The following is a 24,915-nucleotide window of genomic DNA, read 5'->3' on the forward strand; positions in this document are numbered from 1 at the left end:
GGAGCGTGATGGCTGAGCAGGAGGACGGGCGGAGCCCGCGCAAGGGGACTGCCGAGAAGCGGCAGGCGCTGCTGCGCGGGGCACGGACGGTCTTCGGGCGGGACGGGTACACGCGTGCGGGGATCGACGAGATCGCGGCCGAGGCCGGGGTCTCCACGCGGACGCTCTACAACCACTTCGGCGGCAAGAAGAACCTGTTCCGCGAGGTGCTGCTGGACAGCGCCGCGAGCGTCACGGCGGCCCACGTCGCCCTCGTCGAACGGCACTTGGGCAAGGTGACGGACGTCGAGCGCGACATCGGCGCCCTCGCACACGAGTGGATGGAGCGGCGCGGCGAGCACGCCCCGCACATGCTGCTCGTCCGGCAGATCATCTCGGAGGGGCCGCATCTGCCCGCCGACGTCATCGAGGAGTGGCAGCGGATCGGGCCGCGTGCGGTGACCGAGGCGGTACGGGCGCGGTTCCTGGAGCTGGGCGCGCAGGGGCTGTTGGCTGTCGACGACGGCAACGCGGGTGAGGCCGCGCGGTACTTCATGCTGCTGACCGCCGGATCCGTCACCGTCGACACGTTCTTCGGGGTCGTGCCGATGGCGCCGGACGAGGCCGAGGCGCGCGTCGAGAGCGGCGTACGGGTCTTTCTGCGGCTCTACGCCACCAAGGGTTAGGGCGTCGGGAGTTCGGCCTCCGGCCAGCGGCTGCGGGCCTGCTCACGGGAGCGGAGCAGGGCCAGGGTCGGCAGGCCCCGGTCCGGGCCGGCGGTCAGCAGCTCCGGCAGCTGGGGGAGTGGGGCGACCGCCGCGACGTCGTCCAGGACGAGCGTCATTGGTGGGTCGAGCCGACCGGCGGGTGACCTGTCGGCCATCCGGCGGCCGTGCTCGACCACGCTTGAGGCGAGCGCCGTCAACAGGGGCATCGCGCCCGGGTTCGCCTTGGGGTCCTCGATGGGTTCACCCACCACATAAAGCGTGCCCCCTTCGTCCACGAAGGAATCCAGGGTGAGCGCATCAGTTCGGTTCGGGGTGCACGACTCGCGGACGTGGATCGTGGAGAGCGCGGAGAGGGCGCGGGCCGTCAGCTCCTGGGCCATGTCGCGGCGCTCCGGGTGCGAGGTGAGCGCGGCCTCCAGCTCCCCGGCGGAACCCGCGGCGGCCTTCGGGCTCGTCCGCAGGATGCGTACCGCGTCCTGGACCTGGCTGCCCTGCGCCCAGCGGTGGACGTGGCGGAACGGTTTTCCGTCCACGGCCGCCGCGTGCAGATAGCTGCGCAGCAGCGTTTCCGCGGTCCCGGCCAGCGCCGAGTCCAGTTTGGCGGTGGGCCGTATCGGGGCGAGCAGCGCTGCCGCGCGGGTCGTCGCCGTCGCCCTGTCCGTGCAGCCCGCCGCCGGGTTCCAGTGCATACGGGCCGGGGTGTCGCACCGGTGCGTCGGGTCGTACAGGAGGACCGGGCCCAGCTTGGCCCGGGCGTCTTTGGTCTCCTCCCAGACCCTGGGGGCCGACGTGATGACGAGGACCGGGCCCTCCGCGTCCCGGATCGCCTGCACGGCGTGGGGGTGCCGGTCGTCGGGCGACCCGAGCAGAAGCGGACCGTTTGCGCTGCGCGGACCAGGGACGATCGCCTCCGGCCAGGGGGCGGGGGCCGTCCCGGCGGGGTGGGTGCCGGCCGGGTGGGTGCCCGAGGGGGCTGCCGTGTCGGGCCGGGCGGCGGCCCAGGTGGCGGCGGTGGTGGTGGCGGGCGGCTGCGCGTGGCCGGTCCCCGGCGCCTCGCCGGGATGCGCCGGACCCGGTGCCTGTTCGTACGGGGCCGCGCCCGGCGTGGCGGAGGTCGGGGTCTGCTCGGCCGGGCCCGGTGTGGCGGAGCCGGTCACTTGCCCGTGGGGGCCCGCGCCCGGCATGGCCGGGACCGGGGTCTGGCCGTAAGAGGCCGTGCCCGGCACGGCCGCGCCGGGCGTCCGGCCGACGTATGCCGGGCCGGGTGTGGCGGGGGCCGGTGTCTGTCCTGCCTGGCCCGGGTCTGCCCAGAGTGAGCCGGGCGCCTGCTCGGCCGCCCCCGCTTCGGGTCCGGCCACCCCCGCTTCGGGCCCGGCCGGGCCCGCTTCCGGTGCCTGCTCGACCGGGCCCGTCCCTGGACCACCGGAACTCGGCGCCCGTTCCACCGGACCCGTCCCCGGACCACCGGAACCCCGCGCCCGTTCCACCGGACCCCGTGTCTCACGCTCGGCGGCGGAGTCCCGGTCCGGCCCCGGCGAGTTCTTCGCGTACCCGCCGGCCCGGCGCACCGCTCGCCACCTGGCCACCGTTCCCGCCACGAACACCGCGAGGACGACCAGGATCATCAGCTGGCCGATGAACAGGCCCCAGAAGAGGCCGTAGCCGGAGAGTTCGGGTTTCGGGGTGGCGGGCCAGGCGGCCGGGATGTCGTGGGGCTGGGTCATCAGGGAGCGCATGGCCAGGGGGGTGCGGCCGAAGGTGACGTGCGAGGGCCAGGCCCCCTTGGTGAAGAGGCCGGCCAGGCCCGTCGCCGTCCACACCATGATCGTCACGCCGAGCAGGAACGCCAGGAGGCCGATGAGCAGGCCGTCCGGGATGCCGCCCCGGCCGCGGTCGTCCCCGTAGCGCCGTTCGTCCCGCGTCATCATCGGGCCACCTGCCTCATGCCACCGTCGACTCGGAGGAGGACGCGTCCGTCAGGCGTTGTTCGACGAACGCCGCCGCCCGTTCCTCCGCCTCCAGCTCCGCCGCGTACAGCGCGTCGTCGCCGAGGGTCGGGTCGGAGGACTCGGTCATCGCGCGGTCGGTGAAGACCAGGGGGCGTTCCGTCTCGGTGATGAGGTGTTTGACCACCTGCACGTTGCCGTTGACGTCCCAGACCGCGATGCCGGGGGTGAGGGTGGGGATGATCTCCACCGCCCAGCGGGGGAGGCCCAGGACACGGCCGGTGGCGCGCGCCTCGTCCGCCTTCTGGGCGTAGATCGTTCTCGTGGAGGCCATCTTGAGGATCGCCGCCGCCTCCTTCGCGGCCGCGCCGTCGACCACGTCGCTCAGGTGGTGGACGACCGCGACGAAGGACAGGCCGAGGCGGCGCCCGAACTTGAGCAGGCGCTGGAAGAGTTGCGCGACGAAGGGGGAGTTGATGATGTGCCACGCCTCCTCCACCAGGAAGATGCGCTTCTTGCGGTCGGGGCGGATCCACGTGTGTTCGAGCCAGACTCCGACGATCGCCATGAGGATCGGCATGGCGATCGAGTTCCGGTCGATGTGGGACAGGTCGAAGACGATGAGCGGGGCGTCGAGATCGATGCCGACCGTGGTCGGGCCGTCGAACATGCCGCGCAGGTCACCGTCGACCAGGCGGTCCAGGACGAGCGCGACGTCCAGGCCCCAGGCCCTTACGTCCTCTATGGCCACGTTCATCGCCTCGGCGGACTCCGGCTCGGGGTGGCGGAGCTGCTCGACGATGTCGGTCAGGACGGGTTGCCGCTCCACGATCGTCTCGTTGACGTAGGCGTGCGCGACCTTGAGGGCGAAGCCGGACCGCTCGTCCAGGCCGTGGCCCATCGCGACCTCGATGATCGTACGGAGCAGCGCCAGCTGGCCCGTGGTGGTGATCGCGGGGTCGAGCGGGTTCAGGCGGATGCCCATGTCCAGGGCGGCCGTCGGGTCGAGCCGGATCGGCGTTATCCCCAGCTCCTCCGCGATGAGGTTCCACTCGCCGACCCCGTCCTCGCCCTGCGCGTCCAGGACGACGACCTGGCGGTCGCGGAAGCGCAGCTGGCGCAGGACGTACGTCTTCTCCAGCGCCGACTTGCCGTTGCCGGACTCGCCGAGGACCAGCCAGTGCGGGGCCGGGAGCTGCTGCCCGTAGAGCTGGAACGGGTCGTAGATGTAGCCCTTGCCGGAGTACACCTCGCGGCCGATGATGACGCCGGAGTCGCCGAGGCCCGGCGCGGCGGTCGGCAGGTAGACGGCCTGGGCCTGGCCCGTCGACGTACGCACCGGAAGCCGGGTCGTCTCCACCTTCCCGAACAGGAAGGACGTGAAGGCATCCGTGAGGAGGGACAACGGATCCCGCATGAGCAGCGCCTACCTTCTTGCCTTGGGGGAGACCATGGGGCACACCTTGGGGGACACCTCTGGGGACACCTGGGAGGACACCTGGGAGGACACGGCTACCGGCGGATGCCGGTGGCGAAGGGCAGGGTGTTCACGAACGCCCGGTGGTGCTCCCGGTCGCACCACTCCAGCTTCAGGTACGACTTTCCGGCGGAGGCCCGGATCGTGCGCTTGTCGCGGGCGAGCGCGTCGGGGTTGCGGGACGAGACCGTGATGTAGCCGACCAGGTTGACCCCGGCGGCTCCGCTGGCCAGGTCCTCGCCCCGCTGGTCGAGACGACCGTGGGCGGCGATGTCGCGCGGGTCGACGGTCCGGTTCATCTTGGCGGCGCGGGACGCCTCCGCCTCGTCGTTGGTCTTCTCCGTCAGCATCCGCTCGATGGCGACCTCCGTCGGCTCCAGGTCCATCGTGACGGCCACGGTGCGGATCACGTCCGGGGTGTGGACGAGGAGCGGCGCGAGGAAGTTGACGCCGACCGGCGTCATCGGCCACTCCTTCACCCACGCGGTGGCGTGGCACCAGGGCGCGCGCGTCGACGACTCACGCGTCTTGGCCTGCAGATACGTCGGCTCCATCGCGTCCAGCTCGGCCGGCCAGGCATTGCGCTTCGTCATCGCCTGGATGTGGTCGATCGGGTGGTCCGGGTCGTACATGGAGTGGATGAGCGAGGCGAGCCGACCCTGGCCGAGCGGCTGCCGTACGCGGATGTCGGCCTCCTGGAGGCGCGAGCAGATGTCCGTCAGCTCGCGGGCCATGACGACGGCGAGCCCCGCGTCCCGGTCGACCTTCTTGCCCGCCTTGGGGCGGCTGGCGCGCGCCATCGCGTTGGCCTCGGCGGCCAGCTCGCGCGTGTAGTGCATGCAGGCGACGAGGTAGGCGCGGTGCTGCTCGCTGCTGGTGGAGACCATGGACTGCAGCTGGTCGTAGGACTCCCGCAGCCAGCCGAGCGAGCGCTCGTCGCCGCGCATCGCCACGTCCTTGGCGTGCGCGTCCGGGTCGGCGGGCAGGGTGCGGGCGAGCATCTGGAGGCGGGTGACGAACCCGTCCCCGTTCGCGACGTGCTTGAGCAGCGTGCCGAAACGGTCGACCAGGGCCTCCTGGTCCTCCGAGTCGCGCAGGCCGACGCCAGGGCCCTCGATCTCGATGGCGGCGGTGACGGTCCGCCGGTCGGCGTGGAGCAGGACCGCGATCTCGTCCGGGCCGAAGGGCGCCGCCAGCCAGGTCAGGCGTCCGATCCCGGGCGGCGGGCCGATCTCGACCTCACGCCCGTCGAGCCGGACCCCGGCCTCCATGGCACGCGACCGGTAGGCCGTCCCCTTCTTCAGGGACCGCTTGTAACTCCGGTTGATCTCGAACCACTTGTAGAAGGTGCGGTGCTTGTACGGGACGTAGACCGCGGCGAGCGCGAGCAGCGGGAAGCCCATGAGCAGCACGATGCGCAAGGAGAGGACGGGGACGAGCAGCCCGCACATCATGCCGAGGAACGCCCCGCCGATGATCAGGGCGATCTCGCCGGTCTCGCGGTTCCTGCCGACGATCGCGTTCGGCCGGGCGCGGCCGATCAGATATGTACGGCGGGGCGTGACCGGAGGGGACACATGGGACTGGGTCGTCAACGCCCTGCACCTCCTTGCGGTTTGCCGTTGCTGTTGAAGCCGGGGTTGCTGCCCCCGCCGTTGCCGCGGTTACCGGCGTGCGGGGTGTTCGTGGGACTCGTACGGGGCGCGGGTGCGGCGGAGGGGACAGATCCGCCGCCGCCCGCGCCGGAACGGGTGCTGTGCGCGGCGACGCCGCCCGAGACCGGGTTCGCCGGGCGGGACTGCCCGCCGCCCCCGCCCCCGCCACCGGCGCCGCTGTCCGCGCGGGCGCTGTGCGTCTTGATGCCCTGCGAGACGAGCGCGGCCGGCGAGGTGAACGCGGCGGCCGCCTTGCCCTCGGCGCCCTGCATGATGCGGTTCTTGCGGACGTTGGCCATCTCGTCGCCGAAGCCCGGGACGAAGCGGTAGATCATGCCGCTGGCGAAGATGGCGAGCAGGACGATGGCGAGGCCCGAGACGACGGCGGCCAGGGAGTCGGGCCCGTCGTCGCTGCTGGACAGCGCCCCCGCGAGGCCGAGCACGATCACGATCACCGGCTTCACGAGGATGATCGCCACCATGATGCCGACCCAGCGGCGGACGTGGCCCCACAGGTTCTTGTCGACGAGCCCCGCGTACACGACGACGCCGAGCAGGGCGCCCACGTACAGCAGGACCGCGCGCAGATACAGCTCCAGGTAGAGCACGCCCGCGGCGATGATCGACACCAGCGACACGACGATCAGCATGATCGGGCCGCCGCCGATGTCGTCGCCCTTCTTCAGCGCCTCCGAGAACGTGCCGAAGAACGTCGTCGTCTGATTGCCCGTCGCCCTCGCCAGGACGTCCGTGACACCGTCCGTGGCCGATACGACGGTGTAGAGGATCAGCGGGGTGAACGCCGAGGCCAGCACCGTCAGCCACAGGAAGCCGACCGCCTCCGAGATCGCGGTCGACAGCGGCACGCCGCGCACGGCCCGCTTCGCGACGGCCAGCAGCCACAGGAGCAGTGTCAGTACCGCCGAGGCGGCGAAGACGATCGCGTACTGCTTCAGGAACTCCTGGTTCGTGAAATCGACCTCGGCCGTCTTGCGGACCGCTTCGCTGAGCTGGTCCACGGTCCAGGAGGCGGCGTCGGCGCAGCCCTTGGCGAGGCTGCTCAGGGGGTCCAGGGGGTTGGTGGTGTCGGGCGGCAGATTTCCCCCGGAGCTGCCCCCGGACCCGCTGTTCCGGCTGTTGTCACCACGCTGGCAGTAGGCCTTGGCGGGGCCCACGATGAGGTCGCAGTTGTCCTCGGGGGCCGCGACGGCCCGGGACGCGAGCAGGACGGCCGCGCTCTGTACGGCGACGACGGCGCCGGTCAGTTTGAGCGCGAGGCGGCTACCGGGCATACGTGAACCCTCCGTACTCCTCGACTGCCTTGGCGATCTCGTCGGCGGAGGAGACCTTGTTGTCGCCGTTGACCGGGGACGGGCCGTCCTTCTGGGAGAAGCTCTCGACCTTCCAGTCGCCGTCGACCCAGCGCAGCTTCAGGGTCATGGTGAACCAGTCGTTGGTCACCGGGGTCTTCGAGGCCTCCCCGGCCGTGCCGAAGGCGCCGGTGCACCAGACCTCGGCCGTCGCCGCGCTGTCCGCGTAGGCGGTCGTCCTGGTACCGACCGGCACGGTACGGGAGACGTACGTCTGGCCCGCGGCGGCGTTGCCCTGGTCGTCGAGCCCGATCTTGGCCAGGAACTCCTTCGAGTAGGCCTTGTCGAACTGGTCCTGCAGTGCGCTCACCTTGTCGGCGACGAACAGTCGGCGCACGATGTCCGTCCGGCGGTCGGGCTTGAGGATGTCGGCGGACACCAGCTGAACCGCGTAATTGGCGGCAGCCGACTGCACACCCTGCTCATCCCGCGCGAACCCCGAATCCACGGGCTTCGTCCCCGTGGCCGCCGTGGAGGAGGACTTCGGGGCCGAGCCGGAGTTCCCGTCGCCGCCGGAGGCGCTGTCGCCGCCCCGGTTGGCGAACGCGATCGCCGCGATGAGCAGGACCACGACGCCGACCACGGTGACGAGGGAGCGGGACGGGGTGCGGCCGGGTCTGCGTGGGTCGGGGCCGGGGGTGTCGGGGTAGCGGGTGCGGGTCTGGCCGGTGCCGCCGTAGGCGTCGTCGCTGTGCCGGTCGTCGAGACTCATCGCGCACACGTCCCCTCAACCTCGTGCTGAACCGCCGGATACGCCGTGTACGACGGTAGCCGTGCTGGTTTCCGCGCGGGCGCGGTGTGGTGACTCGACATCAGGGAGACGCAACCTCAGCCGGTGGGCACGACGGAACGGATGGTGTCGGGGACGTGGGGGTGTCGGGGACTCGGGGGATGTCAGGGACGTGGGGGACGTGGGGACTCGGGTGGGCCGGGGATCGGGCCAGGGGATCGGACAGGGTTCGAACATGTGCATAACCGGGGAGAACGGGCCGGAAACTGATGGTGTGTTCTCCGCCGCGGGACGGGCGGCGGAAAACTGCCGGGCCCGGCGGGTCAGACGGCCATGCCGTAGACGATCGTGAAGAGCGTGCCGAGGGAGCCGATGATGAAGACTCCGGTGAGGCCCGCGACGATCAGGCCCTTGCCCTGTTCGGCGCTGAAGGTGTCGCGCAGCGCCGTTGCCCCGATCCGTTGTTTGGCCGCGCCCCAGATCGCGATGCCGAGGCAGAGCAGGATGGCGATGGCCATCACCACCTCGATCATTACGCGTGCCTCGTTGCCCAGGCTCCCGAACGGGCCCCAGTCGGGGGCGATCCCGCCGATGATGGTCGTGATGTCGCCTTTTTCGGCTGCCAGCAGCATGTGTAACTCACCGCCCCATGTGGGTAGTTCTGTCGCCTCCGCCGCAGCGCAGAGGTCACGCCCATTCTGGCGCAGATTGGCGCGGATGCCTGCACCATTGGCGCCATTCGTTGGCCGAGTTCGTACGCACCGCCGTTCGCCGGGCCGCCTGGCGGGCGGTTCGGTATGCGCCGGAACGTATCGTCACTCTGTGTATCACGCCTGGTCACGCCGGGCAATCGTCCGGCGATCAAGGTCGGTGGTGTCCGCCGACGGGCACCCGGTGGGATCCGCCGCCGTGCACCCGGTGGGATCCGCCGCCCGGCGCCCGGTGGTGAATCCCCGATCTTCGGGGCGGGGCGGCCTTAGACTGGAGGGTCGATGGACTCCCGTGCGGCGAGAGGCGGTTGACGGTGCGTAAGGCGTGGATCGTCGCGGGGTCGGCCGTCGCCGGGGGGACCGGGTTCGTGACGCTGCTGGTCCTGGGGACGTACATGGCGGCGGGGAGCCTGACGAACGGGGTGGGCCAGGGGGCCGTGGGGCTCGCCAAGGGCGCCGTGCCCGCCGCCTACCAGCCCCTCGTGCAGAAGTGGGGCAATCTGTGCCCCGCGATCAACCCGGCGCTGCTCGCGGCGCAGCTCTACCAGGAGAGCGGCTTCAACCCGAAGGCCACGTCGCCGGCGAAGGCGTACGGCATAGCGCAGTTCATCGCCGGGACCTGGGCGGCGCACGGCGTGGACGGGGACGGGGACGGGGACCGGGACATCTGGGACCCGAACGACGCGATCCCGTCGGCCGCCTCGTACGACTGCAAGCTCGCCTCGTACGTGAAGGACGCGCCCGGCGACCCGACCAAGAACATGCTGGCGGCGTACAACGCGGGCGCGTACGCCGTCATCAAGTACGGCGGCGTGCCGCCCTACCGCGAGACGCAGAACTACGTGAAGACCATCACGACCCTGGAGAAGAGCTTCGCCCGGCCGGTCGGGCGGGTGCAGCCGTCGCAGCAGGCGGCCGCGGCCATCTACTACGCGCAGAAGAAGCTCGGCACCCCCTACCTGTGGGGCGGGAACGGGACGGCGGACCAGGGCGGGCGGTTCGACTGCTCGGGGCTGACCAAGGCGGCGTACGCGTCGGTCGACATCGAGCTGCCGCGCGTCGCCAACGACCAGTACAACGCGGGACCGCACCCGAAGCGGGACGAGCTGCTCCCGGGTGACCTGGTGTTCTTCTCCGACGACCTCCAGAACAGCCGCGCCATCCGGCACGTGGGGATCTACGTCGGGGGCGGGTACATGATCGACGCGCCGCGGTCGGGCGCCGTCATCCGGTTCGACCCCGTCGACACGCCGGACTACTTCGGCGCCACCCGGGTCACCCAGGACGGCGCGAAAGCGCTGCCGACCGCGTCACCGGAAGTGTGACGTGGCTTGAACTCTCCGTTAACGCCCGGTCCTGAGCTGCGGGTTTGCATCTCTCTTCGATAACGTCTGCGTGATCATTCGGTGGAGTGCGGAACGTGGGGAAGGCGGACGTGCGTTCCTCTTACTGAACCGTAAGCAGACCACGGGGGTGGCTGAAGACGAAGGGGCCGTTGAACCATGGCTGGACTCGAGGCGCTCGAGAGTTCCGGGTCGAACCCTGACGTCTCCCTGCTCTACGACATCAACGGGCTGACGGACGCCACCCCGGGCTGGTTCGACAAGGCCATGGAGTTCGTCGGCGAGTACGGGATCCTCCTTGGCCTCGTCCTCGTGGTGCTGTGGTGCTGGTGGGGCGCGCGCAAGCGCGGTGCTCTGGACGACGCGGCCTCCTCGGTCGCCGCCGTCGTGTGGGCGCCGCTCGCCGCCGCGGTGGCGGTCCTGGTGAACGTGCCGATCCGGTCGTTCGTCGAGCGGCCACGCCCGTTCAAGGACCACGACGGGCTCACCGTCCTGGTGGACGGCAAGAACGACTTCTCGTTCGTCAGCGACCACGCGACGCTCGCGATGGCCATGGGCGCCGCGCTCTTCGTCGCCCACCGCAAGCTGGGACTCGCCGGGCTCGCGCTCGCCGTGGTGGAAGGGTTCTGCCGGGTCTTCATGGGCGTGCACTACCCGACGGACGTCGTCGGCGGCTTCGCGCTCGGCACCGCCGTCGCGCTGCTGCTCTCGCCGCTCGCCTCCGCCCTGCTCACGCCGGTCGCCAGGGCGATCGGCCGGTCCCGCGCGGCGTGGCTCGTGTGGGCGCCCAGGACTGTGGCGACGGCTCCGGGCGCGGTGGAGCTTCCCGAGGCCCGCGGCTCGTCGGGGACCGCCGAGGAGCGGGATCTGGCGGCGTAGTCGGCCCCTTGCCGCCGCGGATCAAGGCGAGACCGCCGGCTCCCGCGGCTGCCGCCACGGTCGCGGAGACCACCAGGAGCGGACCCGCCTCGGGGTGCGCGGACCCGTCCTCGAGAGCGGCGGCCGTGGCGGCGCCCAGGGTGAGGACGGCGGCGGTCGCGGCGGTGGCGGCGACTATTCGGGGAGTGTTCATGGCTCCAGCGCACCCTGGCGCGCCCGTCTGGGCCACTTGAGGGCGTGTCGCCTGCTCCATCCGGGGCGAACAGGCGCGAGAGGCGGTTACAGCGCCCCGGGAGGAGTGCGGCGGCGGACTACAGCGCCTGCTGGAACGTGAAGAAGCCCGTCGGGTCGTACTGGCGCTTCACCTTCGTCAGACGGTCGGCCGCGGCCCCGTAGTACGCCTTCTTCCAGTCGTTCAGCGTCGCGTCCGTGTAGTTCTGGTACGCCGCGCCCGACGCGTACGGGCCCATCGCGGTGTGGGCCTTTTTCAGCCAGTCGCGGGCCGCCGATCCCGAGGTGCCCGCCCGCCACGACACGATGTACTGGGCCAGCATCCGTGAGCGGCGGTGGACGAACGCCGTGGCCGTCGGGTCGACGCGGTTGACGGCGCCGCCGAGCGCGGTGAGCGCGACGGAGCCCGCGCCCGCCGAGACCGACTCCAGCTGCTTGAGCAGCGTGCGCACGCCGGCGTCCGACAGGGAGCGGTCGAAGAAGTCCGAGTGGGCCGCGTACGTCTCGCGCTGCAGGTCGCCCGCGACGGAGCGGCCCGGGGTCGGGCCCGGCAGGTGGCACTGCTCGTCGTCGGAGAAGGCCGAACAGCCGGCGTAGACCTCCATCGACTCCTCGTAGGAGCGGCGCTTGAGCGAGACCGAGGTGGCCGGGCCGGGTCCGCCGGGGCCGTCGGCGAGGCGGTCGACGGCGTTCTGGAGTTCGGTGTAGGTGCCGAGGGAGAAGGCGGCGAGGGAGAGGGTGGGGCGCCCGCCCGCGGCGTTGGCCACGTGCAGCGACGACCAGATCTCGTCGGGCTGGTCCGGACCCCACTTCTGCCACGCCTTGAGGACCGCGGCCGCCTTCGACCAGGGCCACGTCATGTAGGCGGAGACGCCCTGCGGTGCGGGGTGGGTCTTGAAGCGCAGCTCGGTGACGACGCCGAACTGGCCGTTGCCCGCGCCGCGCAGCGCCCAGAACAAGTCTTTGTTGGTGGAGGCGTCGGCCCTCAGCTCCTTGCCGTCCGCCGATATGAGGGTGGCGCCGGTCAGGCTGTCGCAGGTCAGGCCGTACGCGCGGGAGACCACGCCGTGGCCGCCGCCGAGTGTCAGGCCCGAGACGCCGACCGTGGGGCAGGAGCCCGCCGGGATGGTGACGCCCTTCGCGGCGAGACCCCGGTAGACGTCGATGAGCTTGGCGCCCGCGCCGACGACCGCCTCGCCGCCGGAGGCGCGGACCGACTTCATGCGGGACACGTCGAGGATCAGGCGTCCGTCGCCGGAGGAGTAGCCCGCGTAGGAGTGGCCGCCGTTGCGTATCGCGACCCCGACCTTGCGGGCGCGGGCGTACGCGAGGGCCGTGCGGAGATCGTCGGGGCCCGCGACGTAGGCGACCGCGCTGGGCTTCAGCTCGTCGAAGCGGGTGTTGTAGAGCTGGCGGGCCGCCGCCCACGCGGACTGGCCGGGGCGGACGAGCGAGCCGTCGAGGTCCTTGGCCAGCGCGTCCAGGTTCGCGGCGGCGCGGACGGTCGGCGAGGCGCTCGCGCTGGTGGAGCGCACGGGGCCGGAGGAGGGCGAGGCGCCGGAGGACGCGGGCGCCGAGGAGTCGTCGGGGGTGCAGGCGGAGGCCGCTCCCGCGGTGAGCGCGGCCGCCGAGGCCGCTATGAACGTACGCCGCTGCATCTGTGTCTCCCTCGGCCACCGGTTGCTTCCCGGTGACGAGACGCGTCACAGGAAGCCGGGGTTCCCCCGCCGGTCATGTGCCCGTCATACGGCGCGTCATACGGCCCGTACATGCTCGTCCGCGTCGGATCGCGCCTTGCTGCGCGCGCGTCGCGCGGGACCGCGCCAGCCGCAGGTGCACCGGGCCGCCGCGAACCGGCCTTGTTCCACGACGGTCGTCGCGTGCTCCGCCGTCGCCCGCTCGTGCTGCTGTTGTGCCACGCGGACACGGTAACGGGACCGGGTGAACGGCCCGCGTACACCTCCGTTCGCGTGACGGTCGACCCTACTCGTCGTTAACCGGACAACAGTGGGGCCGCATACGCACGAACGGGCTTGGGGGTAGACAAGCGATGGTGGTGCAGCACAGGCGCCCGACAAGGACAGGGGCGGCGGCGGTGACCGCGGCGGGCCTCATGGCGTGCGCGGCCGGCTGCGGCGGCGGTGCCGAGGCGGGTGACCTGCACGCGGACGCCACGCACGTGGTGCGGCAGGCCGCCGACCGGCTGGTGCGCGAGGGCAGTTCCGAGGCGACGACGTCGATGGAGATGGCGAGCGGCGGCACCCGCGTCACCATCCGCGGCGAGGGCACCTACGACTACCGGGCCGGGCTCGGGAAGCTCACGGTGCGGCTGCCGCAGGACGCGGCCGGGGCCCAGGAGCACCGGCCGATCACCGAACTTCTCGCCCCGGGCGCCCTCTTCATGAAGAACCGGGGCGCGGGCGTGCCCGCCGACAAGTGGGTGCGGGTCGACACCGCCTCGCTGAGCGACGGCAATCTGGTCACGGGCGGTGCCACCGATCCGCTCGCGGCGGCCGAACTGCTGCGCGGGGCGCGTGAAGTGACGTATGCGGGCGAGAGCGACATCGCGGGCGTACGGACCCGGCACTACCGGGGGACCGTCGACCTCGCCGCCGCCGCGAAGGCCGCGTCGGAGGGGAACAGGGCCGCGCTCGCGGCGGCAGCGAAAGGGTTCGGCGGCTCCGCGGTGCCGTTCGACGTGTACCTCGACGAGGAGGGCCTGATCCGCAAGGTCAGGCACCGCTTCAGCTTCGCCGACCCGCAGAACAAGAAGGACGTCGCCGTGGCGTCGACGACGCTGCTCTACGGGTTCGGGAAGTCCGCGAGCGTCCGGTTGCCGCACAAGTCGGACATCTACGCGGGGAAGGTCGCCGAGAAGGACGGGCCGTAGGTCGCCGGGGGGTCCCGCCGGGACCGGAAATGGTTCTTCCGTGCCATGCGCGGTCCGTAGGGCGCTCCCTACTCTGGGAAGTCGACCGACGATGGCTGGAAGAGGTGATGAGCGTGGCTCCCGTAGGTACGGCTGTTCAGGACCACGTCGCCCTCGCCGAGATCGAGTTGTGCGGTGAACTGATCATCGCGGCGTCCGCCGTCCCCGAGGGGCGGCTCAGCGCGGACCGGATCGACGAGGTGCTGCGAGTCGACGAGGCGCCGCCCGGCGCCCCGCACGGCGAGAACCGGACCTGAGGTCACGAATCCAAGGGCCTGGCCCCCGCCCGCGGAACGTCCGACCGTCAGACCCTCAGGTGCGCAGCAGCCGCGCGATCGCCTTCGTGGCCTCCTCGACCTTGGCGTCGATCTCGTCGCCCCCCTTGACCGCCGCGTCGGCGACGCAGTGGCGCAGGTGCTCCTCCAGGAGTTGGAGCGCGAAGGACTGCAGGCCCTTGGTGGAGGCCGAGACCTGCGTGAGTATGTCGATGCAGTAGACGTCCTCCTCGACCATGCGCTGGAGGCCGCGGATCTGGCCCTCGATCCGGCGCAGGCGCTTGAGGTGCTCGTCCTTCTGGTGGTGGTAGCCGTGGATGCCGCGGTCGTGGTCGGTCACGATCTCGGCGGTGCCGTGCTCCGCCCCGCCGTCGGCGGCCGCCGACGGGCTCGCGTCCGTGGTCATCGTGTCCGACCTCCCGTAGTGGTCCCGTATACCCCCGGAGGGTATAGGATACCGGACTTTGCGCGGGTCCGGCCGGTTCGCGGGACCCCGTGCTGATCACTGTGCCTGATGGGCGACACTGGGGGAACGCCGGTTAGCCGTGGCCGGATGATGCGCCTAGCATCAGCCTGACCCAATCCAGAGCACCCCGAGGACCCCACGTGCGTTTTCGTCTGACCCCCAGGGAGACGAGCTTCTACGACATGTTCGCCGCGTCCGCGGACAACATCGTCACGGGCTCGAAGCTCCTGATGGAACTGCTCGGGGCGGATACCTCCGCCCGGGCCGAGATCGCGGAGCGGATGCGGGCAGCCGAACACGCCGGTGACGACGCCACCCACGCGATCTTCCACCAGCTCAACTCCTCGTTCATCACGCCGTTCGACCGCGAGGACATCTACAACCTCGCCTCGTCCCTCGACGACATCATGGACTTCATGGAAGAGGCCGTCGACCTGGTCGTCCTCTACCAGATCGAGGAGCTCCCGAAGGGCGTGGAGCAGCAGATCGAGGTGCTCGCGCGGGCGGCCGAACTGACCGCGGAGGCGATGCCGAACCTGCGCACGATGTCGAACCTCACCGAGTACTGGATCGAGGTCAACCGGCTCGAGAACCAGGCCGACCAGATCCACCGCAAGCTGCTGGCCCAGCTCTTCAACGGCAAGTACGACGCCATGGAAGTCCTGAAGCTGAAGCAGGTCGTCGATGTGCTGGAAGAGGCGGCCGACGCCTTCGAGCACGTGGCCAACACGGTGGAGACCATCGCCGTGAAGGAGTCCTGAGGCCGGCTCATGGACACCTTCACCCTGATCGTGACGATCGGCGTCGCGCTCGGATTCACGTACACGAACGGCTTCCACGACTCCGCGAACGCCATCGCCACGTCCGTCTCCACCCGTGCCCTGACGCCCCGCGCGGCGCTCGCCATGGCCGCGGTGATGAACCTCGCCGGTGCCTTCCTCGGCAGCGGCGTCGCCAAGACGGTCAGTGAGGGCATCATCGCCACGCCCGAGGGCGACAAGGGGATGGGCATCCTCTTCGCCGCTCTGGCCGGCGCGATCGTGTGGAACCTCATCACTTGGTACTTCGGCCTTCCCTCGTCGTCCTCGCACGCGCTGTTCGGCGGCATGGTCGGCGCGGCGCTCGCCGGGGGCACGACGGTGTACTGGTCCGGGGTGCTCGACAAGATCGTCATCCCGATGTTCACGTCGCCGGTGATCGGCCTCGTCGTCGGTTACCTCGTGATGACCCTCATCATGTGGATGTTCCGGCGCTCCAACCCGCACAAGGCGAAGCGCGGGTTCCGGATCGCGCAGACCGTCTCGGCTGCCGGCATGGCGCTCGGCCACGGCCTTCAGGACGCGCAGAAGACCATGGGCATCGTGGTCATGGCGCTCGTCATCGGCGGTCACGAGACGTTCCAGGACCCGATCCCGGTCTGGGTCAAGATCGTGTGTGCGGTGATGCTGTCGCTCGGTACGTACGCGGGTGGCTGGCGGATCATGCGGACCCTGGGCCGCAAGATCATCGAGCTGGATCCGCCGCAGGGGTTCGCCGCGGAGACCACCGGGGCTTCGATCATGTTCGGCTCCGCGTTCCTGTTCCACGCGCCGATCTCGACCACGCACGTCATCACGTCCGCGATCATGGGTGTGGGGGCCACCAAGCGGGTGAACGCCGTTCGGTGGGGGGTCGCCAAGAACATCGTGGTGGGGTGGTTCATCACGATGCCCGCCGCGGCGCTTGTCGCTGCCGCTTCTTACGGGATCGTCTGGCTGGCCTTCGCATAGGTGCCGGCAGGGGCGCGGGGAACCGCGCGCTCAGCCACTTACAAGCCGCGGATGCGTCTGCTCATGTCACGAGCGGACGCGTCCGCGGCTTTCGTCGTGGCTGGTCGCGCAGTTCCCCGCGCCCCTGAGCGGGGCTGATCCCCAGCCCCTCGTAGATGGTGAGAGCCCGCCCCCCTACCGGGGGCGGGCTCTCGGGCCTCGTGGCGGCACCGCCATGCAGCGCCACGAGGAGTCCGGGTCAAAGGCGGCGAGCTCCTAGCCGAAGCGGCCCGAGATGTAGTCCTCCGTCGCCTGGACCGACGGGTTGGAGAAGATCCGTTCCGTCTCGTCGATCTCGATGAGCTTGCCGGGCTGGCCGACCGCCGCGAGGTTGAAGAAGGCGGTGCGGTCCGAGACGCGGGCCGCCTGCTGCATGTTGTGCGTCACGATGACGATCGTGAACTGCTCCTTCAGCTCGCCGATCAGGTCCTCGATGGCGAGGGTCGAGATCGGGTCGAGCGCCGAGCAGGGCTCGTCCATCAGGAGTACGTCCGGCTGGACCGCGATGGCGCGGGCGATGCACAGCCGCTGCTGCTGGCCGCCGGAGAGGCCCGAGCCGGGCTTGTTCAGGCGGTCCTTGACCTCGTTCCAGAGGTTGGCGCCCTTGAGGGACTTCTCCACGACGTCGTTCAGCTCGGACTTCTTGTAGGAGCCGTTGAGCTTCAGGCCCGCCGCCACGTTGTCGTAGATCGACATCGTGGGGAAGGGGTTGGGGCGCTGGAAGACCATGCCGACGGTGCGGCGCACGGCGACCGGGTCGACGTGGGCGCCGTAGAGGTCCTCGTCGTCCAGGAGTACCTTGCCCTCGACGCGGCCGCCGGGGGTGACCTCGTGCATCCGGTTGAGGGTGCGCAGGAAGGTCGACTTGCCGCAGCCGGACGGGCCGATGAAGGCCGTCACGGAGCGGGGCTCGACGGTCATCGAGATGTCGTCGATCGCCTTGTGGGATCCGTAGTAGGCGGTGAGTCCGCTGACGTCGATTCGCTTGGCCATAACTTGTTCACTACTTCCGGGTTCGAGTCGCTGAGGGGCGCGGGAGCGCGTGAGCGCGTGCGCGCGGTAGCCGCGTCAGCGGCTCGCCACGCAGCGGCAGCTGCTCATCGATACCGTGGGGCCTTCCAGCGGGCCACGCCGCGGGCCAGAAGGTTGAGGATCATGATGAAGGCGATGAGGACCAGGGCCGCGGCCCAGGCGCGGTCGTACGCCGCCTCGCTGCCGCCGCTGCTGGCGTACTGCTGGTAGATGTAGAGCGGCAGCGACGCCTGCGGGCCGTCGAACGGGTTGCCGTTGATCAGCGGGTTGCCGAAGACCAGGAGCAGCACCGGGGCCGTCTCGCCCGCGATACGGGCGACCGCCAGCATCACGCCGGTCATGATGCCGCCGATCGACGTCGGCAGGACGACCTTGAGGATGGTGCGCCACTTCGGGACGCCGAGGGCGAGCGATGCCTCGCGCAGCTCGTTGGGGACGAGCTTGAGCATCTCCTCGGTGGAGCGGACCACGACCGGGATCATCAGGATGGACAGGGCCATCGAGCCGGCGAAGCCGGAGAAGCCGAAGCCGAGGATGAGGATCCAGAAGCTGAGGATGAACAGGCCCGCGACGATCGACGGGATGCCCGTCATGACGTCGACGAAGAAGGTGACCGCCTTGGCGAGCTTGCCGCGGCCGTACTCCACCAGGTAGATCGCGGTCAGCAGGCCGATCGGCACGGAGATCAGGGTGGCGAGGCCGACCTGCTCCAGGGTGCCGAGGATCGCGTGGTAGATGCCGCCGCCGGGCTGGTAGGCGGTGACGAAGCCCATCGAGTGGGACAGGAAGTACGGGTCGAGGACCTTGATGCCGCGCTTGACCGTCTCGTAGACGAGGGAGGCGAGCGGCAGGACGGCCAGGATGAAGGCGACCCAGACGATGCTGGTCGCGGTCCGGTCCTTGGCCTGGCGCGCGCCCTCGACCTTGGCGGCGAGGCCGTAGGTGACGAGGACGAAGAGGAGCGCGGCGAGCAGGCCCCACTGGATGCGGCTGCTCAGCCCGAAGCCGAGGCCGATCGCGCAGCCCGCGGCGATCGAGCCGAGGGCGATGGCCCAGGGCGACCAGCGCGGCAGGCGCGCGGCGGAGAGGGACGAGGGGCGCTTCGCGGGTGCGGGCGCGGGCGTCGTCGCGTGGCTCATGCGTTGGCCCCCGAGTACTCCTTGCGGCGGGCGATGATGAACCGGGCCGCGCCGTTGACCAGCAGGGTGATGACGAAGAGGACGAGGCCGGAGGCGATGAGGGCGTCGCGGCCCTGGTCGTTGGCCTCGGAGAACTTCGCGGCGATGTTCTGCGCGAAGGTGCCGCCGCCCGGGTCGAGCAGGCTGGCGTGGATCAGGAAGTCGGGGGAGAGGACCGTGGCGACGGCCATCGTCTCGCCGAGCGCGCGGCCGAGGCCGAGCATCGACGCGGAGATCACTCCGGAGCGGCCGAAGGGGATCACCGACATGCGGATGACCTCCCAGCGGGTGGCGCCGAGGGCGAGGGCCGCCTCCTGGTGCATCAGGGGGGCCTGCCGGAAGACCTCGCGGGAGACGTTGGTGATGATCGGCAGAATCATGATCGCCAGCAGGATGCCGACGGTGAGCAGGGTGCGCGGGGCGCCGCCCTGCCAGGAGAAGATCCCGGTCCAGCCGAAGTAGTCGTCGAGCCAGCTGAACAGGCCCGTCATGTGCGGCACCAGGAAGAGGGCGCCCCACAGGCCGTACACGATGGACGGCACGGCGGCCAGCAGGTCGATGACGTAGGCGATGGTGCCGCTGAGCTTCTTCGGCGCGTAGTGCGTGAGGAAGAGCGCGATGCCGACGGCGACCGGGACCGCGATCAGCATGGCGATCACCGAGGTGACGATCGTGCCGAAGGCGAGGACGGCGATGCCGAAGACGGGCGGGTCGGCGGTGGCGTTCCACTCGAAGGTGGTGAGGAAGTTGCCCTCGTTCTTCGAGAGGACGAGCGAGGCGCGGTAGGTGAGGAAGACCGCGATCGCGGCCATGATCACCAGGAGCAGGATGCCCGAGCCGCGCGAGAGACCGAGGAAGACCCGGTCGCCGGGGCGGGTGGCGCCGCGGGCGGCGGCCTTCTGCTCCGCGGTGGACGGACGGTCGGCGGGCGCGGGTGGCGCAGGTGTTTGCGTGGTTATGTCCATGGGGTTCTCCGGTCTGCGAAGTCCTTGCCGCTCACTGCGGTCGCGTACGGGACTTCTGGCGGCGGTGCACCGGACGGTGCGGGCCACCCGCTGGTGGGGTGGCCCGCACGCGGGTCAGCTGAGGCCGGCGACGGTCTCGCGGACCTTGGCGTTGATCTCCGTGGGGATCGGGGCGTAGCCCAGGTCGGAGAGGGCGGCCTGGCCCTCTTCGGAGGCCGTGTAGGTCAGGAAGGACTTGGTGGCGGCGAGGGTGTCGGCCTTGTTGCCCTTGTCGCAGACGATCTCGTAGGTGACGAGGGTGATCGGGTAGGCGCCCTCGGCCTTGGTCGCGTAGTTCAGCTCCAGGGCGAGGTCCTTGCCGGCGCCGATGATCTTGGCGTCGGCGATCGCCTTGGAGGCGTTCTCCGTGGTGGCCTTGACCGGGGAGGCGGCGCCCGTGTCGATGTCGACCGTCTTCACGCCGTCCTTGGCGTAGGACAGCTCGAAGTAGGAGATGGCGCCGTCGGTCTGCTTGACCTGCGCGGCGAGGCCGGAGGAGCCCTGCGCGGACTGGCCGCCCTTGGCCTGCCATGCCTTGCCGCCCTCGTACTTCCAGTCGCTCGGCGCGGCGGCCTTCAGGTACTTGGTGAAGTTGTCCGTGGTGCCGGACTCGTCCGAGCGGTGGTACGCCTGGATCTTGGTGGAGGGGAGCTTCGCGTCGGGGTTGAGCTTCTTGATGGCCGCGTCGTCCCACTTGGTGATCTTCGAGTCGAAGATCTGCGCGAGGGTCTTCGCGTCCAGGACGAGGTTGTCGACGCCCGAGACGTTGAAGGCGACGGCGATCGGGCCGCCGACCATCGGCAGGTCGATGCCCTGGCCGGTCTTGCAGACCTTCTTCGAGGCGGTGACCTCGTCGGGCTTGAGCGCCGAGTCGGAGCCGGCGAAGGCGACCTGGCCCTGGTTGAACGCGGTGACGCCGGCGCCGGAACCGTCGGGCTTGTAGTTGATCTGCACGCCGGAGCAGGCCTGCGCGAAGGCCTGGCGCCAGGCGTCGACCGCGTTGGCCTGGGCGGAGGAGCCGATGCCGAGGAGCTGGCCCTTGGCGTCGTCGCACTTGATGTTGGAGCCGTCCGCCTTGGCGGAGGAGCTGGCGCCACCGCCCGTGGTGTCGCCCGTGTCGTCGGAGCCGCACGCCGTGAGGGCCAGGGCGCCGGAGACGGCGAGAGCGCCGAGGGAGAGGGCGCGGAGCCGGTTCTTGCGCTGAAGCTTCACCTTCGGATGTTCCTTCCAGGAGCCGCCGGCCTCTTGTCGTCTGTGGCGGCGTGCGAAGTCTGCGGAGTTCTCGGGTTTCTCAGTGAACGGGGAGCGGGTCCCTTGTCGCGGGGACTCACCGTCCACGGCCGAAATTAGGCAGATCAGGTGAAGTGACCGATGGCCGTGAATGAACGGAGGGTGAACCTAAGCGGGCGGTGTGGTTAGGTCACGGAGCGATTACGTCAGGTTGGTGTGGAGAGCGGCCAGCAGGGCGTCGATCAGCTTGCGGTCGCGGGGCTCGGTGAGGCGGTTGCGGGCCGCTGCCGGGGGGAGCCACAGGACGCGGTCGACCTCGCGGTTCGGGGTGAACGTGCCCGATGTGGCCTCCGCCGCCCAGTACGCGACGGTCTTGGGCCGGCCCCCGACGACGTAACGGGCGGTGGGCAGGGTGGCCCCCGGGACACATTCCTGGCCGGTTTCCTCCCGTACCTCGCGCCGCGCGCCGTCCAGCTCGCTCTCGCCGCGCTTCAGCTTGCCCTTGGGGTGCGACCAGTCGTCGTACTTGGGCCGGTGGACGAGGCAGATCTCCAGGCCGTCGTCGAACGGGGAGCGGCGCCACAGGACGCAGCCCGCCGCGCGGATGGGGGTGGTGTCGTCTGCGCGCACGGTCACGGAGTTCCCACTGTCTCTCGCTGCCATGCCTGCCGGAACGCGGTTCTGGCGGCCTCCACCTGATGGCGCTGGTCGGCGTGGAGCACGCCCAGGGCGTACGCCGTCGCGGGCGCGATGCGCGGGGTGCGGGCCGCCTGGGCGGCGGCGGCCGCGGCCTCGGCGGCGTCGCGGTGGGCGTTCAGGGCGTGCGCCGCCTCGTCGTCGGCGCGGCGCGCCCCGGTCGCGGACGGGCCGAGGGCGACCTCCTGGGCGTAGCGGTGCAGGCGGAGCAGGAGCCGGACGTGGTGCCAGGGCGTGTCCGCGTCCGGGTTGTAGGGGTGGCCGGTCGGGTGCAGGGCGGTGACCGCCTCGGTGAGCCGGGACTCGGCGGCCGTAGCGAGCTTCTTCAGCTCGGTGTCGGCGCCGCGCAGCGGGACCTCGCTGGCGAGCACGGCGACGCTGTCCGCGACCGCGTGGAAGCGGGACGAGCCGAGGGCGCCGAGCGCGGTGCTGTGGGCGCGTGTCTTGGCGAGGGTCAGCTGCCGGTCGAGCAGGGCGGCGGCCTTGGCGGCGCCGAGGGTGAGGGTCTCGCGGGCCGGGGGCGCCCCGGTGTCGGCCCGCACGGCCGGGTGGTGCGCGGCGGGGCGCGCGGTGACGGTGGTGAGCCGGTGCAGCGCCTCGTTCAGCCGCAGCAGGCGCTCCGCGTACGCGTGCTCCTGGGCCAGCGTGCCCGACAGCCACGCCAGTTCGGGCCGCAGCGCGTCCGACCACTCGGCGTCCAGGAGCGGGCGGAACGTGTGCAGGGTGCCGCTGATCCGGCGGGCCGCGCGGCGCAGGGCGCGCGCCGCGCACGCCGTCTCCCCGGCCGCGCCGCTCTCGCGGTGCTGTCGCAGCGCCCGCAGGAACTCGGTGGCCTGGTCGCGCAGGTAGGACGCGAGGGCCGGGTCCGCGGTCTCCGTGGGGTCCGCGACGGCGGGGGCCGGGACGGCGGGGGCCGGGACGGAATCAAGGTGTCGCTGTGCCACGCCGGCGCCTCCGGGCGTCTATGAGCATCTCCTGAACGTTGCGCAGGGGCCGTCCGTCCGCGTCGAGCGCGTGCCGGGTCCAGTCGCCGTCCGGGCCCAGGTGCCAGGAGGCGGTGGTGTCGGACATCCCCGTCTCGAGCAGCCGGCTGAGGGCCGCCCGGTGGGCCGGGTCCTCGACGCGGACCAGGGCCTCGATGCGGCGGTCGAGGTTGCGGTGCATCATGTCGGCGCTGCCGATCCACACCTCGGGCTCGCCGCCGTTGCCGAAGGCGAAGACGCGGGAGTGCTCCAGGAAGCGGCCGAGGACCGAGCGGACCCGGATGTTCTCGGAGAGGCCCGCGACACCCGGCCGCACCGCGCAGATCCCGCGCACCCACACGTCGACCGGGACACCGGCCTGCGACGCCCGGTACAGCGCGTCGACGACGGCCTCGTCGACCATCGAGTTGACCTTGATACGGACGTACGCGGGGCGGCCCGCGCGATGGTGCTGCACCTCCTTCTCTATGCGCGTGACCAGGCCGGTGCGCAAGGACCTGGGGGCGACGAGGAGGCGGCGGTAGGTCTCGCGGCGCGAGTAGCCGGAGAGCCGGTTGAAGAGGTCGGAGAGGTCCGCGCCCACCTCCTGATTGGCGGTCAGGAGGCCGAGGTCCTCGTAGAGCCTGGCCGTCTTGGGGTGGTAGTTGCCGGTGCCGACGTGCGAGTAGCGGACCAGCTGGTCGCCCTCCTGGCGTACGACGAGCGACAGCTTGCAGTGCGTCTTCAGACCGACGAGGCCGTAGACGACATGGCAGCCGGACTCCTCCAGCTTGCGCGCCCACTTGATGTTGGCCTGCTCGTCGAAGCGGGCCTTGATCTCCACCAGGACGAGGACCTGCTTGCCGGACTCCGCGGCGTCTATCAACGCGTCGACGATCGGCGAGTCACCCGAGGTCCGGTACAGCGTCTGCTTGATCGCGAGCACGTCCGGGTCGTTGGCCGCCTGCTCCAGGAACGCCTGTACGGAGGTGGAGAAGCTGTCGTACGGGTGGTGCAGGAGGACGTCGTGGCTGCGCAGCGCCGCGAATATGTCGGGCGCGGACGACGACTCGACCTCGGCCAGATCGCGGTGGGTGCCCGCGACGAACTTCGGGTACTTCAGCTCCGGCCGGTCCAGGCCCGCGATCGCGAACAGACCGGTCAGGTCGAGGGGGCCCGGCAGCGGGTACACCTCCGCCTCGCTGATCTTCAGCTCCCGTACGAGCAGGCTCAGCACCTCGGAGTCGATGGTCTCCTCGACCTCCAGGCGCACCGGAGGGCCGAAGCGGCGCCGCATCAGCTCCTTCTCCAGGGCCTGGAGCAGGTTCTCGGTGTCGTCCTCCTCCACCTCCAGGTCCTCGTTGCGGGTGAGACGGAACATGTGGTGCTCCTCGACGGTCATGCCGGGGAACAGCTCCGCCAGGTGGCGCGGGGCGGCGATGACGTCCTCTATGGGGACGTAGCGCTGCGGGGACGCCTCCAGGAAGCGGGAGAGGAGGGGCGGGACCTTGACGCGGGCGAAGTGGCGGTGGCCCGAGACGGGGTTGGACACCACGACCGCGAGGTTCAGGGAGAGGCCCGAGATGTACGGGAACGGGTGCGCCGGGTCGACCGCGAGGGGGGTGAGCACCGGGAAGATCTGCTGCATGAACAGGGTGTAGAGGCGCGCCTGTTCCTTCTCGGTCAGCTCGTTCCAGCGCACGACGTGGATGCCCTCGTCGGCCAGGGACGGGGCGACCTCGTCCTGGTAGCAGGCGGCGTGCCGCGCCATCAGCTCACGCGACCGGTTCCAGATCAGCTCCAGGACCTCGCGCGGCTGGAGCCCCGAGGCGGAACGGGTGGCCACGCCCGTCGCGATGCGGCGCTTCAGCCCCGCCACCCGGACCATGAAGAACTCGTCGAGGTTCGAGGCGAAGATGGCCAGGAAGTTGGCGCGCTCCAGGAGCGGGGTGTTCGGGTCCTCGGCCAGTTCGAGGACCCGCTCGTTGAACGCCAACCAGCTGCGCTCACGGTCCAGGAAACGGCCCTGCGGCAGCTCGGCGCCGCTCTCGTCCTGCCCCGCGTACTCCTCCTCGTAGTCGTCCGGGTCGGCGTCGATGTCGGCGACGATCCCGGCGAGCTTCGCGGCCGCGCGGTCGTAGTCGGCGCCGGCCACCGGTTGCGGCCGGTGCGCGGCGAGCGAGCCCACGGACGGCTGCGGGGCCGCCGTGGCCGGCGACGTGGCGGTGGTCGGCGGCGCGGAGGTGGTCGGGTCCTGGGCGGCGTTCGACTGACTCGGCTGGCTCAT

At 70.9% G+C, this 24,915-nt stretch carries 23 protein-coding genes; 7 read left to right on the forward strand and 16 right to left on the reverse strand.

The features are described 5' to 3' along the window. The first annotated feature begins 8 nt into the window (after positions 1-8). Complete coding sequence (locus tag C1N81_RS25295; protein WP_394432758.1) at positions 9-665, forward strand: TetR/AcrR family transcriptional regulator; 657 nt, start codon at positions 9-11, stop codon at positions 663-665. Here C1N81_RS25295 and C1N81_RS25300 read toward each other — a convergent pair. From C1N81_RS25300 to C1N81_RS25325, 6 genes are all read right to left on the reverse strand, one after another. Continuing rightward, positions 662-2,635, reverse strand: a complete 1,974-nt coding sequence (locus C1N81_RS25300; RefSeq protein WP_394432760.1) for a type VI secretion protein — start codon at positions 2,633-2,635, stop codon at positions 662-664. The genes C1N81_RS25295 and C1N81_RS25300 overlap by 4 nt on opposite strands. A 13-nt stretch (positions 2,636-2,648) precedes the next feature. Then, positions 2,649-4,070, reverse strand: a complete 1,422-nt coding sequence (locus C1N81_RS25305; protein WP_394432762.1) for an ATP-binding protein — start codon at positions 4,068-4,070, stop codon at positions 2,649-2,651. Positions 4,071-4,165: 95 nt separating this feature from the next. Further along, positions 4,166-5,725: an SCO6880 family protein gene (locus tag C1N81_RS25310; RefSeq protein ID WP_394432764.1), complete on the reverse strand. Its 1,560-nt coding sequence runs from the start codon at positions 5,723-5,725 to the stop codon at positions 4,166-4,168. Continuing rightward, the gene (locus tag C1N81_RS25315; protein WP_394432766.1) at positions 5,722-7,077 is read right to left on the reverse strand and encodes a hypothetical protein; all 1,356 of its coding nucleotides are present in this window, start codon (positions 7,075-7,077) and stop codon (positions 5,722-5,724) included. The genes C1N81_RS25310 and C1N81_RS25315 overlap by 4 nt, the downstream gene beginning before the upstream one ends. After that, entirely contained in the window at positions 7,067-7,867 is an 801-nt protein-coding gene (locus C1N81_RS25320; RefSeq protein WP_394432768.1) for a hypothetical protein, read from the reverse strand. The genes C1N81_RS25315 and C1N81_RS25320 overlap by 11 nt, the downstream gene beginning before the upstream one ends. Positions 7,868-8,208: 341 nt before the next feature. Beyond that, on the reverse strand, positions 8,209-8,517 hold the full coding sequence (locus C1N81_RS25325) for a hypothetical protein (protein WP_394432769.1): 309 nt from the start codon (positions 8,515-8,517) through the stop codon (positions 8,209-8,211). A 392-nt stretch (positions 8,518-8,909) separates the two neighbouring features. Here C1N81_RS25325 and C1N81_RS25330 point away from each other — a divergent pair, with 392 nt between their 5' ends. Together C1N81_RS25330 and C1N81_RS25335 are read left to right on the forward strand one after the other, a co-directional pair. Further along, positions 8,910-9,920 (forward strand): bifunctional lytic transglycosylase/C40 family peptidase, encoded by a 1,011-nt coding sequence (locus C1N81_RS25330; protein WP_394432771.1) that lies wholly within the window; start codon positions 8,910-8,912, stop codon positions 9,918-9,920. Between the two features lie 177 nt (positions 9,921-10,097). Beyond that, a complete protein-coding gene (locus C1N81_RS25335) occupies positions 10,098-10,817 on the forward strand; it encodes a phosphatase PAP2 family protein (protein ID WP_394432773.1) in 720 nt (239 codons plus the stop codon). A 311-nt stretch (positions 10,818-11,128) separates the two neighbouring features. Here C1N81_RS25335 and C1N81_RS25340 read toward each other — a convergent pair whose 3' ends face one another. Continuing rightward, on the reverse strand, positions 11,129-12,706 hold the full coding sequence (locus C1N81_RS25340; RefSeq protein ID WP_394432775.1) for an FAD-binding oxidoreductase: 1,578 nt from the start codon (positions 12,704-12,706) through the stop codon (positions 11,129-11,131). A gap of 96 nt (positions 12,707-12,802) precedes the next feature. Continuing rightward, positions 12,803-12,967, reverse strand: a complete 165-nt coding sequence (locus C1N81_RS25345; protein ID WP_394432777.1) for a hypothetical protein — start codon at positions 12,965-12,967, stop codon at positions 12,803-12,805. A 131-nt stretch (positions 12,968-13,098) separates the two neighbouring features. Here C1N81_RS25345 and C1N81_RS25350 point away from each other — a divergent pair, with 131 nt between their 5' ends. Continuing rightward, positions 13,099-13,938 carry a hypothetical protein gene (locus C1N81_RS25350; RefSeq protein ID WP_394432779.1) on the forward strand — a complete coding sequence of 280 codons (840 nt, stop codon included), beginning with the start codon at positions 13,099-13,101 and terminating at the stop codon, positions 13,936-13,938. Positions 13,939-14,045: 107 nt separating this feature from the next. Further along, entirely contained in the window at positions 14,046-14,234 is a 189-nt protein-coding gene (locus C1N81_RS25355; protein WP_394432781.1) for a hypothetical protein, read from the forward strand. A gap of 55 nt (positions 14,235-14,289) precedes the next feature. Here C1N81_RS25355 and C1N81_RS25360 read toward each other — a convergent pair whose 3' ends face one another. Then, entirely contained in the window at positions 14,290-14,658 is a 369-nt protein-coding gene (locus C1N81_RS25360) for a metal-sensitive transcriptional regulator (RefSeq protein WP_394432783.1), read from the reverse strand. Positions 14,659-14,858: 200 nt separating this feature from the next. On the opposite strand from C1N81_RS25360, the gene C1N81_RS25365 reads away from it, so the two are divergent. Together C1N81_RS25365 and C1N81_RS25370 are read left to right on the forward strand one after the other, a co-directional pair. Beyond that, a complete protein-coding gene (locus C1N81_RS25365) occupies positions 14,859-15,479 on the forward strand; it encodes a DUF47 domain-containing protein (RefSeq protein WP_394432785.1) in 621 nt (206 codons plus the stop codon). Between the two features lie 9 nt (positions 15,480-15,488). After that, positions 15,489-16,487, forward strand: coding sequence for an inorganic phosphate transporter (locus tag C1N81_RS25370; protein ID WP_394432787.1), 999 nt, complete (start codon positions 15,489-15,491; stop codon positions 16,485-16,487). A 255-nt stretch (positions 16,488-16,742) separates the two neighbouring features. Here C1N81_RS25370 and pstB read toward each other — a convergent pair whose 3' ends face one another. From pstB to C1N81_RS25405, 7 genes are all read right to left on the reverse strand, one after another. Further along, positions 16,743-17,519 (reverse strand): phosphate ABC transporter ATP-binding protein PstB, encoded by a 777-nt coding sequence (gene pstB / locus C1N81_RS25375; RefSeq protein ID WP_394432789.1) that lies wholly within the window; start codon positions 17,517-17,519, stop codon positions 16,743-16,745. A gap of 104 nt (positions 17,520-17,623) precedes the next feature. Beyond that, entirely contained in the window at positions 17,624-18,697 is a 1,074-nt protein-coding gene (gene pstA / locus C1N81_RS25380) for a phosphate ABC transporter permease PstA (RefSeq protein ID WP_394432791.1), read from the reverse strand. After that, the gene (pstC, locus tag C1N81_RS25385) at positions 18,694-19,701 is read right to left on the reverse strand and encodes a phosphate ABC transporter permease subunit PstC (RefSeq protein ID WP_394432793.1); all 1,008 of its coding nucleotides are present in this window, start codon (positions 19,699-19,701) and stop codon (positions 18,694-18,696) included. Before pstC ends, pstA begins: the two co-directional genes overlap by 4 nt. Positions 19,702-19,815: 114 nt before the next feature. Further along, positions 19,816-20,952, reverse strand: coding sequence for a phosphate ABC transporter substrate-binding protein PstS (gene pstS / locus C1N81_RS25390; protein ID WP_394432795.1), 1,137 nt, complete (start codon positions 20,950-20,952; stop codon positions 19,816-19,818). Between the two features lie 219 nt (positions 20,953-21,171). After that, on the reverse strand, positions 21,172-21,633 hold the full coding sequence (locus tag C1N81_RS25395; RefSeq protein WP_394432797.1) for an NUDIX hydrolase: 462 nt from the start codon (positions 21,631-21,633) through the stop codon (positions 21,172-21,174). Beyond that, positions 21,603-22,610 carry a CHAD domain-containing protein gene (locus tag C1N81_RS25400; RefSeq protein ID WP_394432799.1) on the reverse strand — a complete coding sequence of 336 codons (1,008 nt, stop codon included), beginning with the start codon at positions 22,608-22,610 and terminating at the stop codon, positions 21,603-21,605. Before C1N81_RS25400 ends, C1N81_RS25395 begins: the two co-directional genes overlap by 31 nt. Next, complete coding sequence (locus C1N81_RS25405; protein WP_394432801.1) at positions 22,591-24,915, reverse strand: RNA degradosome polyphosphate kinase; 2,325 nt, start codon at positions 24,913-24,915, stop codon at positions 22,591-22,593. The genes C1N81_RS25400 and C1N81_RS25405 overlap by 20 nt, the downstream gene beginning before the upstream one ends.

It is taken from the genome of Streptomyces sp. SGAir0957 (assembly GCF_043523415.1).